Raw genomic sequence first — 20,693 nt, forward strand, 5'->3', positions numbered from 1 at the left:
CATAAATGAATGAAGAGCATCGTTTTGATGAACGATGCTCTTTTTAAATGGAATGATAATGTTGGAGAAGATCACTATGCTGAAGTTTTGAGCAGAAATCCAACAGCAATGCGCACCTTGATTAAATTATGGAATGGATTAACAATTTGATTGTTGGACCTCTGCAATTTTAGCAATTTGTTCTTCAACCTGTTCCTTTGTCCAACCGTTTTCCTCCACGAAAAAGTTGCGTTCTGCACGGCGACAATCATCTGAACAGCTTCGCATGTAAAATGCCTCATGTTTTTCTTCACAAAGCATTAACTTATGACACGCTGGGTTTGCACAGTTTGTGTATCGTTCAGAAGGCTCCCCGGTGAAATAATCCTTCCCAACAATAACATGTTCCACCTGATTAATCGGTACACTTCGACGGCGGTCAAAAACAAACATTTGACCATCCCATAATTGACCTTTTACCTCAGGATCCTTCGCATATGTAGCAATACCGCCGTGTAATTGACCTACGCTCTTACCATAGCCCTCGCGTTTTAGCCAACCAGAGAATTTTTCGCAGCGAATACCACCTGTACAATAAGTTAAGATTTTTTTATCTGCAAAATCTTCTTTATGCGCCTCCATCCAAGCAGGTAGGTCACGGAAGTTTTCAATATCTGGTCGAACAGCCCCTCGGAAATGACCGAGATCATATTCATAGTCATTACGGGCATCGATAACCACGGTGTTGTCATCTTGCATCTGTTCCATAAATTCTTTAGGTGTTAAATAATCACCTGTGATTTCTAACGGATTGATATCCTGTTCTAAACCGAGGTGAACAATTTCTCGACGAGGACGTACATGCATTTTTCTAAAGGTATGCCCTTCAGTCTCATCAATTTTCCACATCATATCGCTAAAACGAGCATCTGCCTTCATATGATTCATGTAAGCATCTGTTTGCTCAATGGTACCTGATACAGTTCCGTTAATACCTTCGTAACCTACTAAAATACGACCAAGAAGCCCTATCTCTTTACACAATGCTAAATGTTCTTCTGCGAACGCTTCAGGATCTTCAATCGTAATATATTTATAATAAAGTAATACACGATAGTCTTTTTGTGTCAAAATACATTACCACCTTTATCTCGATATTCGTCCTTTAATATAGCATAACAGGAGCAATTTTGCTTAGAGAGAAGGAGTTTTCAAAAAAAACACGAATTATACATAGTGAATGACTATTCATATTTGGGGGTTATAGAGATGGAATTTTCAACGATTACATTAGAAAAATTAGAGCGTCGAGCAACCTTAACATTGAATCGTCCACAGGCGATGAATGCAATGGATGATGTCATGATGCGTGAACTTGCAGAATGCTTTGAGGCTCTACAGCAGGAAAAAGATATTCAGGTGCTTGTTATTCGTGGAGAAGGAAAGGTCTTTTCTGCGGGTGGTGATATAAAAGCAATGCTAGATGAAAGCAAACCACTGAATATTGATGAGGCAATGGTTTATCTGACACGTATCGTGAAGGCATATTATCAGCTACCAATGATTGTGATTGCAGCGGTTCATGGTGCATCAGCAGGTTTAGGATTTAGTCTAACACTAGGGGCAGATATTATTGTAGCCTGTGAAAATAGTAAACTTGCTATGAATTTCATTGGAATTGGACTGATTCCAGATGGGGGCGGTCATTTCTTCATGAAGGAGCGTGTAGGTACTGTTAAAGCGAAACAAATGATATGGGAGGGAAAGGTATTAACAGCAAAAGAAGCATTAGATGCAGGGTTAATTGATTATATTGCACCAGAGGGCACTGTATTTGCAATGGCAGATCAAGTGGTGGGGAAAATGCTTGCATCCCCGATTTCTTCCATGATTACAACGAAAAAAATTCTACATGCACAAAATATGCCACAGCTAGAAAATATCTTAGCATTAGAGGCTGAGGGCCAGTCTGCAATGCGTAAAACAACAGATCATGTCGAGGGCATTCATGCATTTGTAGAGAAAAGAACGCCTGTCTTTGTAGGCAAATAAAAATAATAAAAGGCGCGTAGCAAACCATTGACTACGTGCCTTTTATTAGCCACTAAACATGGAATAAAATTAATTTACCTGAAGCGTTTACAAGACGATGAGTTTTATCGGCAACACCTTTTTCCTCAATTTGTTGTTGTCCATTTAGTTTAGCAGCCTCATCATTTTCAAAAGTCCAAGTTTCATCAAACAATGTTTCCCCTGTTTTTTCAAAAGCTGTAAAACGATAATTCTCCATACAGACCCCACCCTTTTACTTGAATATATTTCTATTATACATAGAAGATTTATAAACTTCACGGTAAAACTAGTGAATTTTTTGATAAATTACGAAAATTGTGGAAAAAGTAAGGCAATGTTGTTTTTTTCCGTAATAGCATTTTTCATCAAACATGAGTTATGATAAAATAGAACAAATATTCGGTTTTGAATAAACAACATATTATTACTTTGGTTTTGTACTAAAGAGAGAATTATCTACTATTTGAGGTGATTGGATGTCAGCAATTCGTTTTTTCCATATGGCAGATTTACATTTAGATAGTCCATTTAAGGGCTTATTTGGTCTACCCGAACCCATTTTAAAGAAAATACGGTCAAGCACTTTTGAAGCGTTTGATAAAATTATCCTTAAAGCGATTCAGGAAAAACCTGATTTTTTACTAATTGTTGGGGATATTTATGATGGTGAAAATCGTAGCTTGCAAGCACAACGAAGATTTCAAGATGCAATGGAGAAGCTTTTTCAACACAATATCCCTGTCATTGTGAGCTACGGAAATCATGATCATTTAAATGGTACATGGACACGCTTTTCTTTACCAAGTAATGTCTATGAATTACCAGCTGAAACGAGTGTAGTTCAATTAAAAATACGGGGTCAACAAGTGAATATATATGGTTTTAGCTATCCTGAACGTCATTTAAAGGAATCTGTTATTGAAAGCTATCCAACTGCACATGATCAGCATGCCATTCATATTGGTATGCTTCATGGCAGTGAGGCAGGCAATACAACACATGATGTGTATGCCCCTTTTACAAAACAACAGTTACTTGAAAAGAACTATCATTATTGGGCGCTTGGCCATATTCATAAACGACAGCTTTTACATCAAAACCCTCCAATTGTTTATCCAGGCAATATTCAAAGTCGACATCGTAAAGAACAAGGAATGAAAGGCTTTTATGATGTGACGCTATCCAAAACATCGACTGAGCTTGATTTTATCTCTACCTCTGCTGTTGTTTATAGCACCATTGAGGTGGATTGTACGAATGTGGTACACGCCAATGAATTATTGAAGAGATGTGCAGAAGCTATTACAGCTAATAGGAAGAAGTATGGCGCATCGGTAGTAGAGCTTCATTTGCAAAATATTGACGAACAAACGGAAGCTTTATTTGAACATGCAACAGTAGATGCGTGGTTAGAGACTATTCGAGAGGCTGAGGAAGGTATTGACCCAATGTGTTGGGTACAAAAAATGGTGTTGCAAAAGGCAGCGAGATTTTATGAGCATACAGCAACAACTCAATCCGTTGTGAGCTTAATGGAACAATGGGACAGTAATGAATGGAAGGATATTCTAAAAGATTTGTACCAATATGCTGGTGGTGCGAGGCTGATAGAGCCACTTAGTGAAAAGGATATTGAGAACTTAACCCATCGTGCACAGACATTATTAGCAGAAGAAATTCAAAGGGCGTGATTACATGCTGACAATACAGAAAATCCAAATTTATGGCTTTGGTAAGCATGAAAATATCTCCATTTCGTTAAATGATGGTGTCACTATTTTTTATGGATTAAATGAAGCAGGAAAAACGACGATACAGCAGTTTATACTACAAATGCTTTTTGGTTTCCCAACAAGGCAGCAGATACAGCGCAAATATGAGCCGAAAATTTCAACGAAATATGGAGGTCAGCTGACACTTTTACACCCTATTTATGGTCAATGTACAGTTGAACGTGTGAAAGGAAAGGCTGCTGGTGATGTTACTGTCTACCTAGAGGATGGAACGACGGGGCATGAGGAGTTGTTAGTAAAGCTTTTATATGGATATTCTAGGGCATCCTTTGAAGCCATTTTTTCTTTTTCGCTGCATGAACTACAAGGTATTGAAAAAATGTCTGAAGAGGAGCTAACCCATTTGCTACTTGCCTCAGGTACAACAGGTATTCAGTATTTATCCGCACTTGAAAAGAAAATGGATAAAGAGGCTAGTGAGCTGTTTAAAAAGACAGGTAAAGTGCCATTGATTAATCAAAAGATTGAACAACTAAAGCAGCTTGAGCGGACAATTAAACAGGAACAGGTGAAGATTCAAACCTTTGAGGATAAATTACAGCAATTACAATTACTTGAGCAAAATTTAGAACAGCTATTTGGTACGCAAAAACGGCAACAGCAACAATGGCAGCAATTAACTATTCAAAAGCAAGCACTCCCTCTCCTCAAGCAGCAACAGACATTGCAACAGACAATGACCAATTTTCAACATGTTCAGTTTCCATCAGAGGGTATCAGACGGTATGAGCAGGTAAAGGATCGTCTGTTACATGAAAGTCAGCAACTGATGCAATTAAAGGAGCAGCATCAAATATTGCAGGAGAAAATACTTGCAACAGTGGATGAGCAAAAGGTCAATGAAATGGCTTACCTTATGCAAAAAGAGGCAACGTGGCATCAGCTAATGGTGAAAGAGCAAAATTTACAGGATGATCTATTTTTGCTCGAACAAGAAATTGAAGCACAGTTTCGTTTACTAGGTGTAACAGAGAAAGAAGCACAAGAAAATCTTTTGAACGAAACAGTTTCACTCCAACAGGAGCAACAATTTCAGCTTCAATTAAGTAAATTAGAGGAGGCGGAGGAAGAGCTAAAATTTCATCTACGTTCACTAGAGCAAGTACACCTAGAATTAGATGCAATAGCCAAACAGAAGCAACAGCTAATGCGTGAGTCATTAACAAGTGAGGAAGAACATATTTTAGCACAATGGCCTCAACAAAAGCGGAGGCTTGAGCAACTACGTTCTGCCAAATCGCAACGCAGTAAGCAGAAGCAGCCTCATGACTTTATCTGGCTTGTACTACTGATTTGCTTCATGTCGTTTGCTTATGGTGTATTTGAAAAAAACATAGTTGTAATTCTAATTGGAGCAGTTTTATCATTGCTAACTTTTTTGTTTATTCGATATGTTAAGCAAGCAAATGAACCTACTAATAAAGAGCATAGCATCCTCCTACGGGAGTTAGAGCAAGAGGAATTGACAGTACAAGCAGTTCTTGCAAAGAAGCAAAGATATGAAGATCGCTGGTTGCACATCAATGAACAGCAGAAAGAGAAGGAGCAGCAATATACTTCTCTTGAATATAAAATTCAACTAACGGAAGTAGAGAGTGAAGAGGCCACTCAAACGCTCCAACATTTTTTAAAGCGTTATCGCTTACAAGGAACGATAGCCAGATCGCTAATGCCCGAATTATTTATGCGTATTCGTGGTGTACAAGAATTAGCAGCTAAAAGAAACAGTACCTCAAGTCTGTTGCAAGAAACGCAGGTAGAAAAGAACAACATTTATGAGCAGCTTCAACGGGTTTTAGAGGGAGCCTATAATGAACATGAAATTTATATGCATTTACGAACAGCCTACCTTGAAGCACAACAGCAACAGCAACAAGCACAGCATGCAAAAGATCAGCTAGCCAGCGTTCAAATAAAAATAGAAGGTGGACAATCAAGAATGGATCGTTATACTGCTGAAATGTACGAGCTATTCAAAGAAGCAAAGATCCAAAATGAACAGGCTTATTATGAAATGCATGAGCAATTTGAACAGAGAAGAAAAATTGAGACAGAATTGCAAACCGTCCAGGCTCAATTATCTTCACTCGATCTTCAACAGAAGGAAAATCTGATTGAGGACTCTGTTAGCGAACGCATATGTGCTTTAGAACAAGAGCAGCAATCATTGCAACTAGAAATTGATCAATGTCTGGAACAACGTGCTGCTTTGCTAATGGAAAAAGAACAGCTATTAAATGATGAAAAATATGGTCAATTACTTCAACAGTTTGAGCAGGAGAAAACGGAATTGCAGCAGTTAATTGAGCAGTGGGCAACTAAAAAAGCTGTGGCGACAGCTATTCATGAAACCCTATTCCGTCTTCGTGAAGAAAAATTACCTCATGTCCTTGAAGAGGTAAATGCTATATTCCGTTTACTAACAGGAGGAAACTATGACAAACTTTCGATTCATGAGGATGGTTATTTTGTAGCGCAGGATGCTGCAGGGATACGTTATCAAATGGTGGAGTTGTCCCAGGCTACCAAAGAGCAAGCTTATATTGCATTGCGAATGGCTCTAGCAAAAACCCTAGTGAGCGCTGCACCATTTCCAATGATTATGGACGATCCTTTTGTCCATTTTGATCGAAACCGCACAGACAAAATGGTACAATTAATGAAAGAAGTAGGATATGAACGTCAAATTTTATATTTTACTTGTCATGACACAATGCTCAACTATTGGCAAAAAAACCAGATTGTCGATATAGGAGCATTAGCAAATGAAAGGGGAGTGGCGTCAACATGAAAGGGATTACGACGCTCCAAGTTGGAGAAGTAGTTGATCAATTTTTATTAATAAAACAAGCGACAAAAGGGGTTACAACCGTTGGGAAGCCATTTATGTCGCTAATATTACAAGATAAGAGTGGGGATATAGAGGCAAAGCTATGGGATACGAATGAGGATCATGAAAAGATGTACCATGCGGAAGCCATTGTACGTGTTGGCGGAGAGATTCATGACTATAGAGGAAAGAATCAATTGCGTATTAAATCTATCCGTGTTGCTAAGCCAGAGGAAGGAATTGCTATTCACGATTTAGTGCCATCCTCTGCAACACCAAAAGAACAACTATATGAAGAATTAACGCAATTTTTCTTTGACATTAAAAACCCTAATATCTCACGGATTACTAGAGCAGCAATTAAAAAACATCAAGAGGCTATTTTAGTTTTTCCAGCAGCGACTAAAAATCATCATGACTATGCATCAGGTTTATTAGATCATATGGTCTCCATGCTCAAACTAGGTAAAGCCATTGCTGACCTATATCCAACATTAAATCGTGACTTATTATATGCTGGAATTATTTTACATGATGTAGGCAAGGTTGTAGAGTTATCAGGCCCAGTTGCCACAATGTATACAGTGGAGGGCAATTTATTAGGTCATATTACGATTATGGTAAATGAAATTGCTAAGATTGCTAGTGAGCTTGAAATTGAAGGTGAAGAAGTCATGCTGTTGCAGCATATGGTATTGTCACACCATGGGAAAGAAGAGTGGGGTAGCCCGAAAAAACCTATGATTCAGGAAGCAGAAATTTTGCATTATATCGATAACATTGATGCAAAGATGAATATGTTAACAAGGGCATTAGGTAAAACGACACCGGGCGAATTTACAGAGAGACTCTTCCCACTTGATAATCGTTCATTCTATAAGCCTACTATTTAAAAAGCAATATCAATCGTCCCATAAACTAACGTTGCTGTCTAGCTATTCGATATTAATTTCTCTGAGTCTAAGTATTCATATATTTAATTGTAGTGCCTAACTATTGTACCAATGTGAATATTTAATTTAGAATAGAGAGAGAAATTATAGGAATGGGGAAAAGTAATGGATACAGAGGGACTTTTTTCACGGAAAATTAAGTTTTGGAAAAGTTTAATTTTCAAAATGATACTAGCTATCGGCATAAGTTTATTTATTAGCTCCCATATTTCAGAATTTGTTAGTCGTCAATTCGAGAAGGTAGTGCATTTGAATGGAAGTGCTGGGGTTGCCATTAATACATTTATTTCGTTATTTATTGGCACAGTAATTATTTCTTTATGTACAAGGTATATTGTCTTAAGGCGTGTAAAGCGTGTGTTAAATGCTATGACCCAGGCTGCTGATGGCGATTTAACTGTTCGTATTGATGATCGATTAAAAGATGAAATTGGTCAATTATCGACTGAATTTAATCATATGCTAGAACAAATTGGGACGGTCATTGAAAAGACGAATAAAGCATCGACAGATGTATCAACCTTTACAAAGGAATTTACAACGATTACCGAACAAAGCAGTCAAACAGTTGAAACTATTTCGGGTGCCATTGGGGAAATTGCCTCCAGTGCAGAAGGACAATTAAGGCAAATGGATTTATTATCTGAATCAGCACATTTAATTACTAAAGATATGGATCATGCATCTTCTGCTATTCAGGAAGTTGCCTCAATAGCAAATGAAACGAACCAAAAGGCTGATTTAGGATTACAGTTAATTGAGCAAACGATTGCAAAAATGAATACCATTAATGAATCTGTTCATCAGTCAACTGCAGTTGTAAATGCTTTAGGCGAAAAATCGAAGGAAATCAGTACGATTGTAGCGTTGATTACAAGTATTACAGATCAAACAAACTTGCTTGCATTAAATGCATCTATTGAAGCAGCTCGTGCAGGAGAGGCTGGAAAAGGCTTTGCAGTAGTGGCAGATGAAGTAAGAAAGTTAGCAGAGGAATCTGGAAAGGCTGCAGATAATATTCGAACATTGGTGGATGATATCTTAAACCAAACCTCCAGTGCTGTTTATGCTATTAATAGCGGTACACAGTTTGTGGAGGAAGGCCGTGAGTCTGTTGAACAGACAGGCGATACCTTTAAAAATATAGTCGTATATTTGCAACAGATAAGTCATCGTACAACGGAGGTAAAGGATATTGTCTTGCGTGTCAATGAGAAAGCTAGTCAAACAGATGAGGCTGTAAAAGAAGTCGTTGGCATAGCAAATGGCACATCTTCGGGCATACAGCATATTGCTTTATCTATCGAGCAACAAAGTGCTTCTAATGAGGAAATAGCAAGTGCTGCAAATGTTCTTCAGACAATGTCAAATGACCTACAAACTGAAATTAGCCAATTTAAAGTAAAATAGAGTAAAAAGAGAAGCATCTGATGTATCAGGGTGCTTCTCTTTTGTTATATACTAGACTCTAATTATTTAGATTCCTTGTCAGTATCTTCTGCTTTATCTTCGGAATCCTCTTTTGGCGCATTTTCTTCAGCTTTTTTAGCTGCTTCTTCAGCTGCTTTTGCTTGTTCTTCACTTGTTGTTGTAAAGAATTTAAGCGGTTCTTTTAAATCTTTATCAGATGTTTTCACATCGGCATCTTTAGCCATTTTTGCAACGATATCTTTAAGAATCGTTTGAGCTTCACCAGTTTGGTTCAGTTTACTTAACATAGTTGAACGAATGTTTTCTTCTTCGTCTTTAAATGAACCAACACCTTTTACATCACGCTTGTCCGTAATTTCAATTACATGGTAACCAAAGCTAGATTTTACTGGTTCACTTAATGTATTTAATTCAAGAGCATAAGCGGCATCGTTAAATTCATCTACCATTGAACCTACAGAGAACCATCCAAGCTCTCCACCTTTTTGAGCAGAGCCAGTATCTGTTGAGTACTCTTTTGCAACGTCCTCAAACTTAGCGCCACCCTTAATTTTTTCAATTACTTCTTTTGCTGTTTTTTCATCTGCTACTAAAATATGACGACCATTTAATTCTGTTTTCATTTGCTCGTAGTATTTTTTCACATCTTCTTCTTTAATGGCTTGATCTTTTAAAGCTTTTTCTTGAAGAAGTTGAACACGTAAAGAATCTTTAAAGCCCTGTTCTGTTAAACCACTTTCAGCAAGCGCTTGTGTAAAGCCATCACCAAATTGTGATGCAGTTGTGTCATACGCTTCTTTGATTTCTTTATCTGTTACTTCATATTTGTCAGCTAAAACTTTTTCAGTCACCATTTGCTGCATTACATATGAGCCTGTTAAAGCTTTTGCCTTTTCATTAAAATCAGCTACTGAAATATCGCCCACTTTAGAAGTAACGATTGCTTTGCTGTCTCCGCCGCTACAAGCACCAAGCGCTAATACAGATGCAGCTAAAGTTAAAGATAAAACTGTCTTTTTCATAGTGGATATTCTCTCCTAACATGGTTTCGTCCATTTTTTACTATAACATAAACGTTTTAAAAACAAAATGGTTCCCCCTTGAGTATTGCCTATATTTCAAATTTTGAAGCGCATAGGATATAGAAAAGAAAGGGGGTGAAGTTATGGGCAACGGAGGATACGGTGGCGGTGGCTACGGCTCAGGCTTTGCTTTATTAGTTGTGTTATTTATTTTATTAATTATCGTTGGTGCAGCGTTCCTATACTAATTAATAAAACCGCGAAAAGCTAAGAGCTTTAACTCTTAGCTTTTCTTAACAATGTTAGACATTCGCGCCGCATGCCTTAGGTTCTAAACAATTTATTTGATTAGTAAAAGTTGTTGCATGGGGGGCTCGACTTATCTTCAAGCGTGCGGACGGGCGCGGATGGTGCACATGTTTTGAAAGGGGCTTTTCAAAAAAGCCCGAAAAAATTTAGATTCCATTACGCCAAGGCGTAATGGAATTTTCTGTTAAACTGCATATAAAATTTCAATGTAGAATGAGACAAGTAGGATAGTAATAAGTATATTTATAGTTCGGAATATTTTTGGTTGGTTTTCTTCGGGAATTTCACGTCGCATGCATAGAGCATATGTCATGCGGTTAATTTGAAATAAATAGAATACCGAGAATAGAACTACAATCATTAATAGCAAGTCTATTCCTCCCCTCTTTCAATAGTAATAGCATAACAAAGAACGTCAATAAAAAACAAGTACAAGCAATTTAGTGAACGGTCGGTGGAACTAAAATTTCATAGCCTTTAGGTGTTTCCTCTATTTGTGAATTTTTAGGTGAATTCAAGAGATACTTTACGTAAAGGATATCAATCAGGCATAGACTACAGTGATAGGCTAACAGCAATGTCCCATAATGGGTATAGGCTGGTAAAAGCCATGTTCCAACTATAATACTAGTATTTAGAACGATAAAAGGCGTAAGTAATGCTAAGATGTATCGATTTTTAGATAATGGCTCTCGAATTCGCATGTGTAAAACAGGAATTATATAAAACTGACTACGTACACGTAATTTTAAATGTTGGCGTAAATCAAATAGGGCCACAAAGTGCAAAAATTTGTGAATGGGATAAAGTGTTAGCACAGCTATCACAAAGAGCCAGAATAGTCGATCTGTATAATGCTCTTCATTAAATAAATTAAACGTTACATACGAAACAGAAAAGACCAATAAAAAAGTAATGACACCCATTATAATAATACGCGTAGTACCGTAATGATGTTCTAAATTTAAAATTTTCCAGCAATGCATGGTTTTTTATCAACTCCGAATAGGAAGTGTCCTATTTAATGTAAATTGAATTATGTTAGAATGCAAGAAAAAGGAGGTACTTCAGAAATATTTCTGAAATACCTCCTTTCACATGACTCATTCCTGAATGAACAGTAGTATAACTCATTTTTGTTCAACTTATAAATAATTGCAGGAAAAATTATGTGCAGTTTGAAGCTTCGTCTTATCCTTTTACAGGTGTGCGTTCTTCTAGTGTGTCAAAGGAATCACGGAAATGTTGGAAAGAGCGTTCGAAAATATCGATGAAATCTTCACCATAGATATTACGAATAACAGCCATTACATCTAAAAAATCAGGGAAACGGCCATATAAATCTTTTAATGCTAATGATCCTTCCAGTACGGAATGATACGTATTATGGTAGTTTTTATTCATCTCTATAATGAGCTCTGTGCCAGCTTCTGTAAGTTCAACATACGTATTACGTTTATCGTCATCACGCTTGGAAAACTTAAGAAAGCCTCGCTCTTCTAATTTTTTGGAGAAATTAAATGCTGTAGAAACATGCATCACGCCAAATTTCGCAACATCAGAAATGGAAGCGCCTTTTAAATGGTATGAAATCCATAAAATATGGTGTTCATTAATATTTAAATCATAAGGTTTAATCCATTGTTGCCAATCCTTTTCAACCGCTTTCCACAGCGCTTTTGATAACTGTGCGATTCTTTGACTATAAAGCATCGCTTCTTTTTGTGTATATAATTCCTCTGACAAAGCCATCACCTACTGCTTTCTTTCACATTTTTAAAAATATTATAGCAGTAAAGGAAAAAAGTTTAAAGTTAGAAAAATTAAAAAATTGAAAAGTGGCTAAAAAATAATATTATAGCAATAGTTTTTGATAAAAATACAGATTATCTAACTATCGATAAGGACTTTAGTCGCTAACTTTTTCTTGAGGTTTTTTCTTATTTTCTGTAATTTGTGCAATGTTTTTCTCGATTTCGCTTATCGAATTCTGTAAAGCATCTAATTCTTGTTGTAAATTATTTTTCGTTGGTTCGATTTCTTCAGTAAAAGTCGTAATTGTTTGCTTTAAATCATTTATTATTTGTGGGATATTATTTTTTACTTCATTTGTTAATGTGTTAACAGATTGTTTAACAGTTCCTACTTGTTGTTTTACATCAAGGAGCATACCCTTTGTTTGGTCAACATTTTGTTTAACAGAAGCACGTAGCTGTTGCCCAGATTGTGGCGTGGAGAAAAGTACAGCGATTGTCCCACCGATAATTCCTGTCGTTAGTCCAAGTAAAAATGGTTTTGCTTTCATATTAGATACCTCATTTCTAGTCATGTTTATTTACTATTAAACCATGAAATGCACCAATACAAAAAGAAAAAAGAAACTAAACGAGTGATTTGACCGTCACAGTTTAGTTTCTTTTGATTATTTAAAGTGTTTATTTATGAAATTTGAGAAATAGCTGTATTGAATTTAGAGCGCTTCACTAATTTTGAAACAATTGGATAAATAACGGCAAACGCAACAACGTTAAATACGACAGCTGGAAGGACAACGCCAATAAATAGCATCGCAAACGTCGCGCCAACATTTGCATTAAACACAAAAAGCGCTACTCCTAAGAAGACAGTTCCTGAAAGAATTGTTCCCAAGCCAACTAAGACAGCAGATACGGCGAAATGACCTGCCAGTTTTTTGAGAATGATTAAAGCAGCTAAAAATACAAAACCAGTAACAGCTTTATCAATAATATTTGGAACTAGACCTGCTGGGAATGTTGTAAATAAACCTGAAAGCACCCCTGTTGAAAGAGAAAGTAGGAACGTTTCTTTCACTGTTGGGAATAATAGAATACCAATAAACATCATGGTTAACATAAAATCAGGCTTCATTCCATTCACCATTCCTGGTGTAACCACATAAAGTGCAGCACCGACACCTACTAACAGTGCCATTAATACTAAATTCTTTGTATTCATTTGAATCTCTCCTCGACTATGCTAATCTATTTGTCTCCTAACGTGTCCTCTTGACCGCTAGCGAAACTTATTTGTGATTGTACGCTAAATTTTAAAAATTTGCAATACAGCATTCTGAACATTCAGATGTTAATATATTACAAATGGCTTATAGATTGGCTTTAATACTTTCTGCTACTTCTGACAACTGCTCTGGTGAGTACTTTTGTGTTTGCCAAATTAAGCCTAGCCCTTCTTTTTCATCGTAACGCGGAATAAAATGTAAGTGGTAGTGGAAAACAGTTTGTCCAGCTGCAGCACCGTTGTTATTAATGGTATTCAAACCAATCGGCTGAAATGCTGCTTTAATAGCATTTGCAATCTTTGGTGCTACAGCATATAGATTACGAGCCACTTCCTCTGACATTTCAAATAGATCTTGGCAGTGATGCTTTGGAATTAATAGTGTATGGCCCTTTGCAACAGGTGAAATGTCTGTGAATGCATAGACATGATCGTCTTCATAAATTTTTGTACTTGGAATGGAACCATCAATAATTTTGCAAAATAGGCAATCGCTCATAAGAATTTCCCCCTTAACGTATATGTAAGTACATTCTATCATACTCAAACCTGTATCATTTGCTAATTTTTGATAATATATAATACAAGAAGAGGAGTGAGAATATGTCAGTATTAGAGGTACAGCATGTGACAGGTGGTTATACAAGAAAACCTGTTATTAAAGATCTATCTTTTACGATTGGAAAAGGTGAACTAGTTGGCTTAATCGGCTTAAATGGAGCTGGTAAAAGTACAACGATTAAACATATTATAGGAACAATGTTGCCAAAGGAAGGGGACATTCGTCTAAATGGTGTAACATTAAAGGAAGATACGGACAAGTATCGTACAGCCTTTTCCTATATTCCTGAAACCCCTGTATTATACGATGAGCTAACATTAAGAGAGCATTTAGAATTAACTGCAATGGCTTACGGTATTGACAAAGCAACACTCGATGCTCGTTCTGAGGTACTGTTAAAAGAATTTCGAATGGAGAAGAGATTAAATTGGTTCCCTTCACATTTTTCAAAGGGAATGCGTCAAAAAGTTATGATTATGTGTGCCTTTTTAGTGAATCCAAGTCTATATATTATTGATGAACCTTTTGTGGGATTGGATCCACTAGGTATTCAATCGTTATTAGATCAAATGGATGAAAAGAAAAAAGAAGGCGCTTCTATATTAATGTCTACACATATTCTATCGACAGCTGAAAAGCATTGTGATCGCATTATCTTATTGCATGAAGGAAGAGTTCGAGCACAAGGAACAATGGCTGATTTACGTCAATCATTTGCTATGCCGTATGCGACATTAGATGACCTCTATATTGCTATGACAAAGGAGCGGGACCATGAAGAACTTGCGTGATGTATGGTCCTCTCGCTTCATGCATTATATAGGAGAAGTACAAAAATATATGCAATTTATTTTTACAGGGCATATTGCTATCGTACTTGTATTTCTAATAGGAGCAGGGGGCTATCAATATAGCGAATGGCTGAAAGTTGTTCAAACAGACTTTCCAGCAGAAGTCCTGATAGCTGTTATCATAGGGATTTTATTGGCCTTTAGCCGTCCGACTACATTGTTGAGAGAGCCAGATCAAGTATACTTATTACCTTTAGAATCAAAGATGTCTTTGTACTTCAGCAAGGCGTTGGCTTGGACGTTTTGGTCTCAGGTTTGGATTGTTGCGATTGTCTATATTGTTAGTATCCCTTTATTAAAAGCCGTGACTGAATTAACAACGGTCGAAATATGGACAATATTTTTACTTACTATTGTGTTGAAATATCTAAGTGTTCGTGGAGAATTCAGCTATCGTTATAGTGAACGAGGGCAGATGGTTTGGGTGGATAGGTTTATCCGAGCTGTCATCTTTGCGGCTGCTATTTATATGGGGCTCCATGCGCAGTTGTTATTAGCAGTAATCGCGATAGTTATTAGTGTTGTTTATATGATCGTCTTTAGTAAAAAATCAGTTGGCGAACCAGTGCCGTATGAGCATTTTGTCAAGCTTGAACAGAATCGTATGATGAGCTTCTATCGTTTTGCAAATTATTTTACAGACGTACCTCATTTACACGGTAGCATTCGGCGTCGAAGCTGGATGGACTGGCTCTATAAATTTGTACCATACGGTAAGGAAAATGCTCAAAAGTACCTGGTATTTCGTACCTTTATTCGGACAGATGACCATTTCTATTTATGGGTACGCCTTACTGCTATTTCAGCAATCATTGCAGCATTTGTAGATATTCCTGTCGTTACATGGATTGTAGCAGGTGCACTCAGCTTTGCGACAACTATTCAGTTAAAACAAGCTCTGTTATCCAGTGGCGAATTTCGAATGGACATGCTCTATCCGTTACCAGATCATGCTCGTCAACTAGCTGTGAAGCAAATTGTGCGTTTAGCCATGATTTCACAAGCTATTGTTGTGGGCTTATGTGCTATGACACAGCCAATGTTTTATATTGCCTTCATTATTGTTTTGGTGATTAGTGAATTAACGTCGAAGGTTTCAAAATAGAATAGAATACTAAAAAGCTCATTTACCAATGATATTGTTGGATAAATGAGCTTTTAATTATTTAAACTTATTGTGAATCTTCTTCTTTCGGGATAGCACTATAGGTTGTTACATAAGAAGCTGCTGAGAAGATGTTTTGCTGGCGTATCCCAGTTGAATCATCTCTTCTAGCATGGGCAGTTTCATAGGCTTTAGAACTCTTCCATGCCTCAAATGAATGAGGTCCATGCCATTGAGTCATGACAATGTAAGTATCACTCTTGATAGGCCTTAATAAACGGAAGGCAACAAAGCCAGGCTCGTTTTCAATAGCGCGTGAACGTTCTAAAAAGCGATGCTCGAAAACAGGTCTTCCTTCATCTGTTACAGGAATATTATTGAAAACAAAGAAACCATGTTCCTCTAAATCATTTACTGAATCTAACACTTCAAATTTACGGGGTGTCGTAAATACTGTTTTTCCTTCTGTTTCATGTATCAGTACAGAGTTACCTTCCCCATGAATTAAAATCATATGTTCATTAGGATACTTATTTTTTACCTGTTCCAAAAAATCGCCAGTACCAGAAGTTAAATAAATATACATGAATTTATCCTCCTTATGAATCTTACTAATATAGCGTGATTATACCCTTTCTGGCGTAAGTCTAACGCTCCGTTCAAAAAGAATATGCCGAGAAAGAACAATTTTATGACATTTCACTAGGAAAACTATACAATAACAGAGGAAGCGTTTACTATTGGAAACGGATATCAATAATAAAGGAATAAACATGCGATTTTTTATAGTAAGAATTTAACGAGGGGAAGGAACTATTCATGACAACTTTTAATGATACACTTCTACGTGCTGCACGTGGAGAAAGGACCGCACATACACCTGTTTGGTATATGCGTCAGGCAGGACGTTCTCAGCCAGAATACCGTGCCATTAAAGAAAAGTATTCCTTAGAGGAAATTACACATCAACCTGAGCTATGTGCGTATGTCACTCGTCTACCTGTAGAAAATTACAATGTAGATGCTGCTATTTTATATAAAGATATTGTCACACCTCTCCCTGGAATTGGGATAGATGTGAAAATCAAGGCAGGTGTTGGTCCTGTTATTTCAAATCCTATTCGTTCAGTAGCGGATGTAGAAAAATTAGGTGAATTCAATGCTAAAGAGCATACACCATTTGTATTAGAAACAATCAAGTTACTTGCAGAAGAGCAATTAAATGTACCTCTAATCGGTTTTGCTGGAGCCCCATTCACACTTGCAAGCTACATGATTGAAGGTGGTCCTTCAAGAAACTATAATAAAACAAAATCATTTATGGTATCTGAACCTCAAGCTTGGTTTGCTTTAATGGATAAACTCGCTGACATGATTATTGCAGATGTAACGGCTCAAATTAAAGCTGGTGCAAAAGCTATCCAAGTGTTCGACTCATGGGTTGGAGCCTTAAATGTAGAGGATTACCGTGTATTTATTAAACCGATTATGACTCGTATTTTTGCAGAGTTGCAAAAAGAAAATGTACCATTAATTCAATTTGGAGTGGGTGCTAGCCATTTAGCAAAGGAATGGAATGATTTACCGATAGATGTTGTGGGCTTAGATTGGCGTTTACCGATTAAAGATGCACGTGCCAATGGTATTACCAAGCCTGTACAAGGAAACTTAGATCCATCCCTATTACTTGCAGATTGGTCAGTTATTGAAAAACGAACAAAAGATATTATTGATCAAGGTCTAGAAATGCCAGGTCATATCTTTAATCTTGGTCATGGTGTTTTCCCAGAGGTTGACCCAGATGTCTTAAAACGTCTTACAACACTTATTCATGAATATAGTGCTCAACAAATTCAAGCTCGTTCTTAATGGAAGTCAATCAAGCGTGAATAATATGTCCTTTTCTACATAGGGAATTTTAATTTCAATGTAGAAAAGGAGCTGTCCAACAATCAAGATTGGGCAGCTTCTTTTTATCACATAATGTATGAAAAACATAAAACAATTTTAGAGGTGAAAAGGGTAATGAAAGAAGTTAAAGGCTTACTAGTAATGGCATATGGAACACCTTATAAAGAAGAAGATATTGAACCTTACTATACGCATATTCGTCATGGACGTAAACCTTCTGCAGAGCATTTAGAAGATTTACGTAGCCGCTATGAAGCAATCGGTGGTTTATCCCCATTAGCTGCGGCAACACAAGCACAAGCTGAAGCATTATGTACCCGTTTGAACGAAGTACAGGATGCTATAGAATATAAATTGTTTATTGGTTTAAAACATATTCATCCATTTATAGAAGATGCAGTAGAGCAAATGGTGGAGGAGGGCATAAAAGAAGCGGTTTCTATTGTTTTAGCTCCTCATTTCTCTACTTTCTCAATTAAGTCTTATAATGGTCGTGCTGAAGAGGCCGCAGGAGGTCGCTTAAAGATAACTTCTGTGGAATCTTGGTATGACGAGCCCAAATTCATAGAATACTGGAAACAACAAGTGAATGAGACATTCAATGCAATGTCAGAAGAAGAACGTGAGACAGCTTGTCTAATTGTATCAGCACATTCATTGCCTGAAAAAATTAAAAACTTAGGTGATCCATATGAAGATCAACTAATTGAAACAGCTCGTCTTATTCAAGCTGCGACTGGTTTAAAAAATGTAGAGGTTGGCTGGCAATCAGCAGGCCAAACACCAGAGCCTTGGATTGGTCCAGATGTTCAAGACTTAACACGTGAGCTATTCGAAGAAAAAGGTTTCCGTTCATTTGTTTATACACCAGTAGGTTTCGTAACAGAGCATTTAGAAGTGTTGTATGACAACGATTTTGAATGTAAAGTTGTTTGTGATGAACTTGGTGCAAAATACTATCGTCCAGCGATGCCAAATACACATCCTTTATTTATTGATGCGATGGTAGAGGCGATTCATAAAAAATTAAGCTAAGCGAAAAGAAAGTGATGATGTTGGTGACTCAGAAAAGACGAAAGGTAGTTGTCGTAGGCGGTGGCATTACAGGCCTTACAGCTGCGTTCTATATGCAAAAAGAAGCAAGCGCAAAAGAATTGCCATTAGATATCGTACTTGTCGAGTCGTCATTACGTCTTGGCGGAAAAATTCAAACTCTAAGAAAAGATGGCTTTATTATTGAGCGTGGGCCAGAATCTTTTTTTGATCGTGAAAACTATGTCAATGATTTAGCAAAGGATCTTGGGATCGAACAGAAACTATTAACAAGTAATGCGGGTCCAAACTATATAGCTGTTGGTAGTCAGTTATATCCAATACCTAGTCATCTCTTATCTGGAGAGACACCGCATATCTCTTCATTCATAACTTCAGGCTTGTTCTCACTAAGTGGTAAAGTTCGTGCGGCGGGGGACTTTTTCATTCCCCGTTCTACACAGGATGACGATCAACCGTTAGGCGCTTTTTTTAGAAGAAGATTTGGTGCTGAGATAGTGGAAAATCTAGTAGAGCCCCTACTAGCAGGTACATTTGCAGGGGATATTGAGCAGTTAAGTATGAGCTCAACCTTCCCACAGCTTTATAGTTTAGAACAACAATATCGTAGTTTGCTGATTGGTATGAAGAAGTCAGGCACGAATTTCTTAAGCAATCATCACATAGCTGAAAATAAAGGTATCTTTCAAACCTTTAGCAATGGCCTTGAAACACTCATTGAAAGTATAGAAGAATCACTACTTCCGGGGACAGTGATGAAGGGTGTCAAAGTAGAGGAAATAGAGCATGGCAAGGATGGTTCAGTTCAGGTGATGCTCAATAATTTTTCACATATCAAAGCAGATGCTGTTATTATTGCCACCCCCTTTAATATGGCTGAAAAAATGTTTAGTAAGTTAAGTCTATTACATGAATTGGGCACAATGAAGGCTGCTACTATTGCAACCGTTACAATGGCCTTTAAAAAGGAACAACTCGGTGATTTAGATGCACTTTCTTTTTATGTCTCTCGAAATAGTGATTTTTCAATTACTTCCTGCACTTGGATGAATCGAAAATGGCCAGGTACTTCACCAAAGGATTTTGTATTATTACGCAGTTATATTGGTCGAGTGGGCGACGAAGCGATTGTGGCTTTATCGGATACGGAGATCGAAAAAACCGTGCTACAGGATTTACAGAAAACGATTGGTATCGATGGCGCACCTGTCACAACGGTTGTAACACGTTGGAAAAATGCGATGCCACAATATACAGTTGGCCACGAGGCGAAAGTCCTTCGTATCAAACAAGAATTACAAGAACATTTTCCAACTGTAAAGCTTGCAGGAAGCTCGTTTGAAGGAATATCAATTCCGGAATGTGTACAGCAAGGTAAACAGGTTGCGAATGAAGTATTAATGGAAATGTTCAAGTAATGCAAATCAGATAGTACAAACATTTATTATCAATGTTTGTACTATTTTTTATATTGTTACATGAAAAAGAAATAGCAAACCACTATTTTGTGGTTTGCTATTTCTACTAAAGCTGTATTGCTGATTAATGTCCTAACTCTAAGAAATTCGATGACATGACCAAACAATACCACCAGAGTTAGCGCCGCCTAGTGTAAGAGAGATAGTCAATCCATTTGCTTCATAGAACAAATCAATCGTATCTCCAGCATTTAAATTCACTTCTCCTGCTAAAGTGATTGTGCCATTTCCAAGAACTGCGCGTAAAGTTAATACAAGCGCCACATTGACATTTAGTACAGGGAACAAGCCACTAATTAAATTT

The 20,693-nt window shown here is 37.2% G+C and carries 22 protein-coding genes and 1 pseudogene; 12 read left to right on the top strand and 11 right to left on the bottom strand.

From position 1 onward, the window contains the following. The first annotated feature begins 9 nt into the window (after window positions 1–9). Entirely contained in the window at window positions 10–150 is a 141-nt protein-coding gene (locus tag C7B89_RS22935) for a hypothetical protein (protein WP_158539193.1), read from the top strand. Here C7B89_RS22935 and trhO read toward each other — a convergent pair. Beyond that, entirely contained in the window at window positions 139–1,110 is a 972-nt protein-coding gene (gene trhO, locus C7B89_RS15200) for an oxygen-dependent tRNA uridine(34) hydroxylase TrhO (protein WP_066037074.1), read from the bottom strand. The two genes, C7B89_RS22935 and trhO, sit on opposite strands and share 12 nt — an antisense overlap. A 138-nt stretch (window positions 1,111–1,248) precedes the next feature. Between trhO and C7B89_RS15205 the strand changes: the two genes are divergently transcribed. Then, on the top strand, window positions 1,249–2,031 hold the full coding sequence (locus C7B89_RS15205; protein ID WP_048391764.1) for an enoyl-CoA hydratase: 783 nt from the start codon (window positions 1,249–1,251) through the stop codon (window positions 2,029–2,031). A 52-nt stretch (window positions 2,032–2,083) separates the two neighbouring features. On the opposite strand, the gene C7B89_RS15210 is transcribed toward C7B89_RS15205, so the two are convergent. Continuing rightward, window positions 2,084–2,269 carry a YhzD family protein gene (locus C7B89_RS15210; RefSeq protein WP_036075853.1) on the bottom strand — a complete coding sequence of 62 codons (186 nt, stop codon included), beginning with the start codon at window positions 2,267–2,269 and terminating at the stop codon, window positions 2,084–2,086. A gap of 259 nt (window positions 2,270–2,528) precedes the next feature. On the opposite strand from C7B89_RS15210, the gene C7B89_RS15215 reads away from it, so the two are divergent. The 4 genes from C7B89_RS15215 (at window position 2,529) to C7B89_RS15230 (ending at window position 9,038) form a co-directional block, all read left to right on the top strand. Then, window positions 2,529–3,743, top strand: coding sequence for a metallophosphoesterase family protein (locus C7B89_RS15215; protein ID WP_066037075.1), 1,215 nt, complete (start codon window positions 2,529–2,531; stop codon window positions 3,741–3,743). A gap of 4 nt (window positions 3,744–3,747) precedes the next feature. Beyond that, window positions 3,748–6,636, top strand: coding sequence for an ATP-binding protein (locus C7B89_RS15220; protein WP_115674060.1), 2,889 nt, complete (start codon window positions 3,748–3,750; stop codon window positions 6,634–6,636). Beyond that, window positions 6,633–7,568 carry a 3'-5' exoribonuclease YhaM gene (yhaM, locus tag C7B89_RS15225; RefSeq protein WP_048391758.1) on the top strand — a complete coding sequence of 312 codons (936 nt, stop codon included), beginning with the start codon at window positions 6,633–6,635 and terminating at the stop codon, window positions 7,566–7,568. Before C7B89_RS15220 ends, yhaM begins: the two co-directional genes overlap by 4 nt. 165 nt (window positions 7,569–7,733) lie before the next feature. Then, window positions 7,734–9,038, top strand: coding sequence for a methyl-accepting chemotaxis protein (locus tag C7B89_RS15230; RefSeq protein WP_048391756.1), 1,305 nt, complete (start codon window positions 7,734–7,736; stop codon window positions 9,036–9,038). 62 nt (window positions 9,039–9,100) lie between these two features. Here the strand turns inward: C7B89_RS15230 and C7B89_RS15235 are convergent, their stop codons facing one another. Beyond that, window positions 9,101–10,081, bottom strand: coding sequence for a peptidylprolyl isomerase (locus C7B89_RS15235; protein WP_048391754.1), 981 nt, complete (start codon window positions 10,079–10,081; stop codon window positions 9,101–9,103). Between the two features lie 143 nt (window positions 10,082–10,224). On the opposite strand from C7B89_RS15235, the gene C7B89_RS15240 reads away from it, so the two are divergent. Beyond that, entirely contained in the window at window positions 10,225–10,329 is a 105-nt protein-coding gene (locus C7B89_RS15240; RefSeq protein WP_004230765.1) for a YjcZ family sporulation protein, read from the top strand. Between the two features lie 245 nt (window positions 10,330–10,574). Here the strand turns inward: C7B89_RS15240 and C7B89_RS23290 are convergent, their stop codons facing one another. The 6 genes from C7B89_RS23290 to C7B89_RS15270 form a co-directional block, all read right to left on the bottom strand. Then, window positions 10,575–10,760: a hypothetical protein gene (locus C7B89_RS23290; protein WP_008173337.1), complete on the bottom strand. Its 186-nt coding sequence runs from the start codon at window positions 10,758–10,760 to the stop codon at window positions 10,575–10,577. Window positions 10,761–10,830: 70 nt separating this feature from the next. Next, on the bottom strand, window positions 10,831–11,376 hold the full coding sequence (locus C7B89_RS15250; RefSeq protein WP_016992098.1) for a DUF3267 domain-containing protein: 546 nt from the start codon (window positions 11,374–11,376) through the stop codon (window positions 10,831–10,833). Window positions 11,377–11,581: 205 nt separating this feature from the next. Continuing rightward, window positions 11,582–12,142, bottom strand: a complete 561-nt coding sequence (locus C7B89_RS15255) for an HTH-type transcriptional regulator Hpr (protein WP_004230760.1) — start codon at window positions 12,140–12,142, stop codon at window positions 11,582–11,584. Between the two features lie 157 nt (window positions 12,143–12,299). Continuing rightward, window positions 12,300–12,695: a YtxH domain-containing protein gene (locus C7B89_RS15260; RefSeq protein ID WP_048391751.1), complete on the bottom strand. Its 396-nt coding sequence runs from the start codon at window positions 12,693–12,695 to the stop codon at window positions 12,300–12,302. A gap of 134 nt (window positions 12,696–12,829) precedes the next feature. Continuing rightward, on the bottom strand, window positions 12,830–13,366 hold the full coding sequence (locus tag C7B89_RS15265; RefSeq protein ID WP_103118796.1) for a tryptophan transporter: 537 nt from the start codon (window positions 13,364–13,366) through the stop codon (window positions 12,830–12,832). Window positions 13,367–13,514: 148 nt separating this feature from the next. Continuing rightward, window positions 13,515–13,928: an HIT family protein gene (locus tag C7B89_RS15270; protein ID WP_115674061.1), complete on the bottom strand. Its 414-nt coding sequence runs from the start codon at window positions 13,926–13,928 to the stop codon at window positions 13,515–13,517. Window positions 13,929–14,032: 104 nt separating this feature from the next. Here C7B89_RS15270 and C7B89_RS15275 point away from each other — a divergent pair, with 104 nt between their 5' ends. Both C7B89_RS15275 and C7B89_RS15280 read left to right on the top strand, forming a co-directional pair. Further along, on the top strand, window positions 14,033–14,782 hold the full coding sequence (locus tag C7B89_RS15275; RefSeq protein ID WP_115674062.1) for an ABC transporter ATP-binding protein: 750 nt from the start codon (window positions 14,033–14,035) through the stop codon (window positions 14,780–14,782). Continuing rightward, window positions 14,766–15,947 (top strand): ABC transporter permease, encoded by a 1,182-nt coding sequence (locus C7B89_RS15280; RefSeq protein ID WP_115674063.1) that lies wholly within the window; start codon window positions 14,766–14,768, stop codon window positions 15,945–15,947. Before C7B89_RS15275 ends, C7B89_RS15280 begins: the two co-directional genes overlap by 17 nt. 67 nt (window positions 15,948–16,014) lie before the next feature. Here C7B89_RS15280 and C7B89_RS15285 read toward each other — a convergent pair whose 3' ends face one another. Beyond that, window positions 16,015–16,533 (bottom strand): antibiotic biosynthesis monooxygenase family protein, encoded by a 519-nt coding sequence (locus tag C7B89_RS15285; protein WP_115674064.1) that lies wholly within the window; start codon window positions 16,531–16,533, stop codon window positions 16,015–16,017. A gap of 233 nt (window positions 16,534–16,766) precedes the next feature. Between C7B89_RS15285 and hemE the strand changes: the two genes are divergently transcribed. The 3 genes from hemE (at window position 16,767) to hemY (ending at window position 20,329) form a co-directional block, all read left to right on the top strand. Further along, window positions 16,767–17,816, top strand: coding sequence for a uroporphyrinogen decarboxylase (hemE, locus tag C7B89_RS15290; protein WP_048391738.1), 1,050 nt, complete (start codon window positions 16,767–16,769; stop codon window positions 17,814–17,816). A gap of 156 nt (window positions 17,817–17,972) precedes the next feature. Further along, complete coding sequence (gene hemH / locus C7B89_RS15295) at window positions 17,973–18,893, top strand: ferrochelatase (RefSeq protein ID WP_112116630.1); 921 nt, start codon at window positions 17,973–17,975, stop codon at window positions 18,891–18,893. 14 nt (window positions 18,894–18,907) lie between these two features. Further along, window positions 18,908–20,329, top strand: coding sequence for a protoporphyrinogen oxidase (gene hemY / locus C7B89_RS15300; RefSeq protein ID WP_048391734.1), 1,422 nt, complete (start codon window positions 18,908–18,910; stop codon window positions 20,327–20,329). A 138-nt stretch (window positions 20,330–20,467) separates the two neighbouring features. On the opposite strand, the pseudogene C7B89_RS15305 reads toward hemY, so the two are convergent. Beyond that, window positions 20,468–20,693: pseudogene (locus tag C7B89_RS15305) on the bottom strand (hypothetical protein); the annotation flags it as partial.

Origin of the sequence: Lysinibacillus capsici, assembly GCF_003367505.1 — a bacterium.
GTDB lineage: Bacteria > Bacillota > Bacilli > Bacillales_A > Planococcaceae > Lysinibacillus > Lysinibacillus capsici.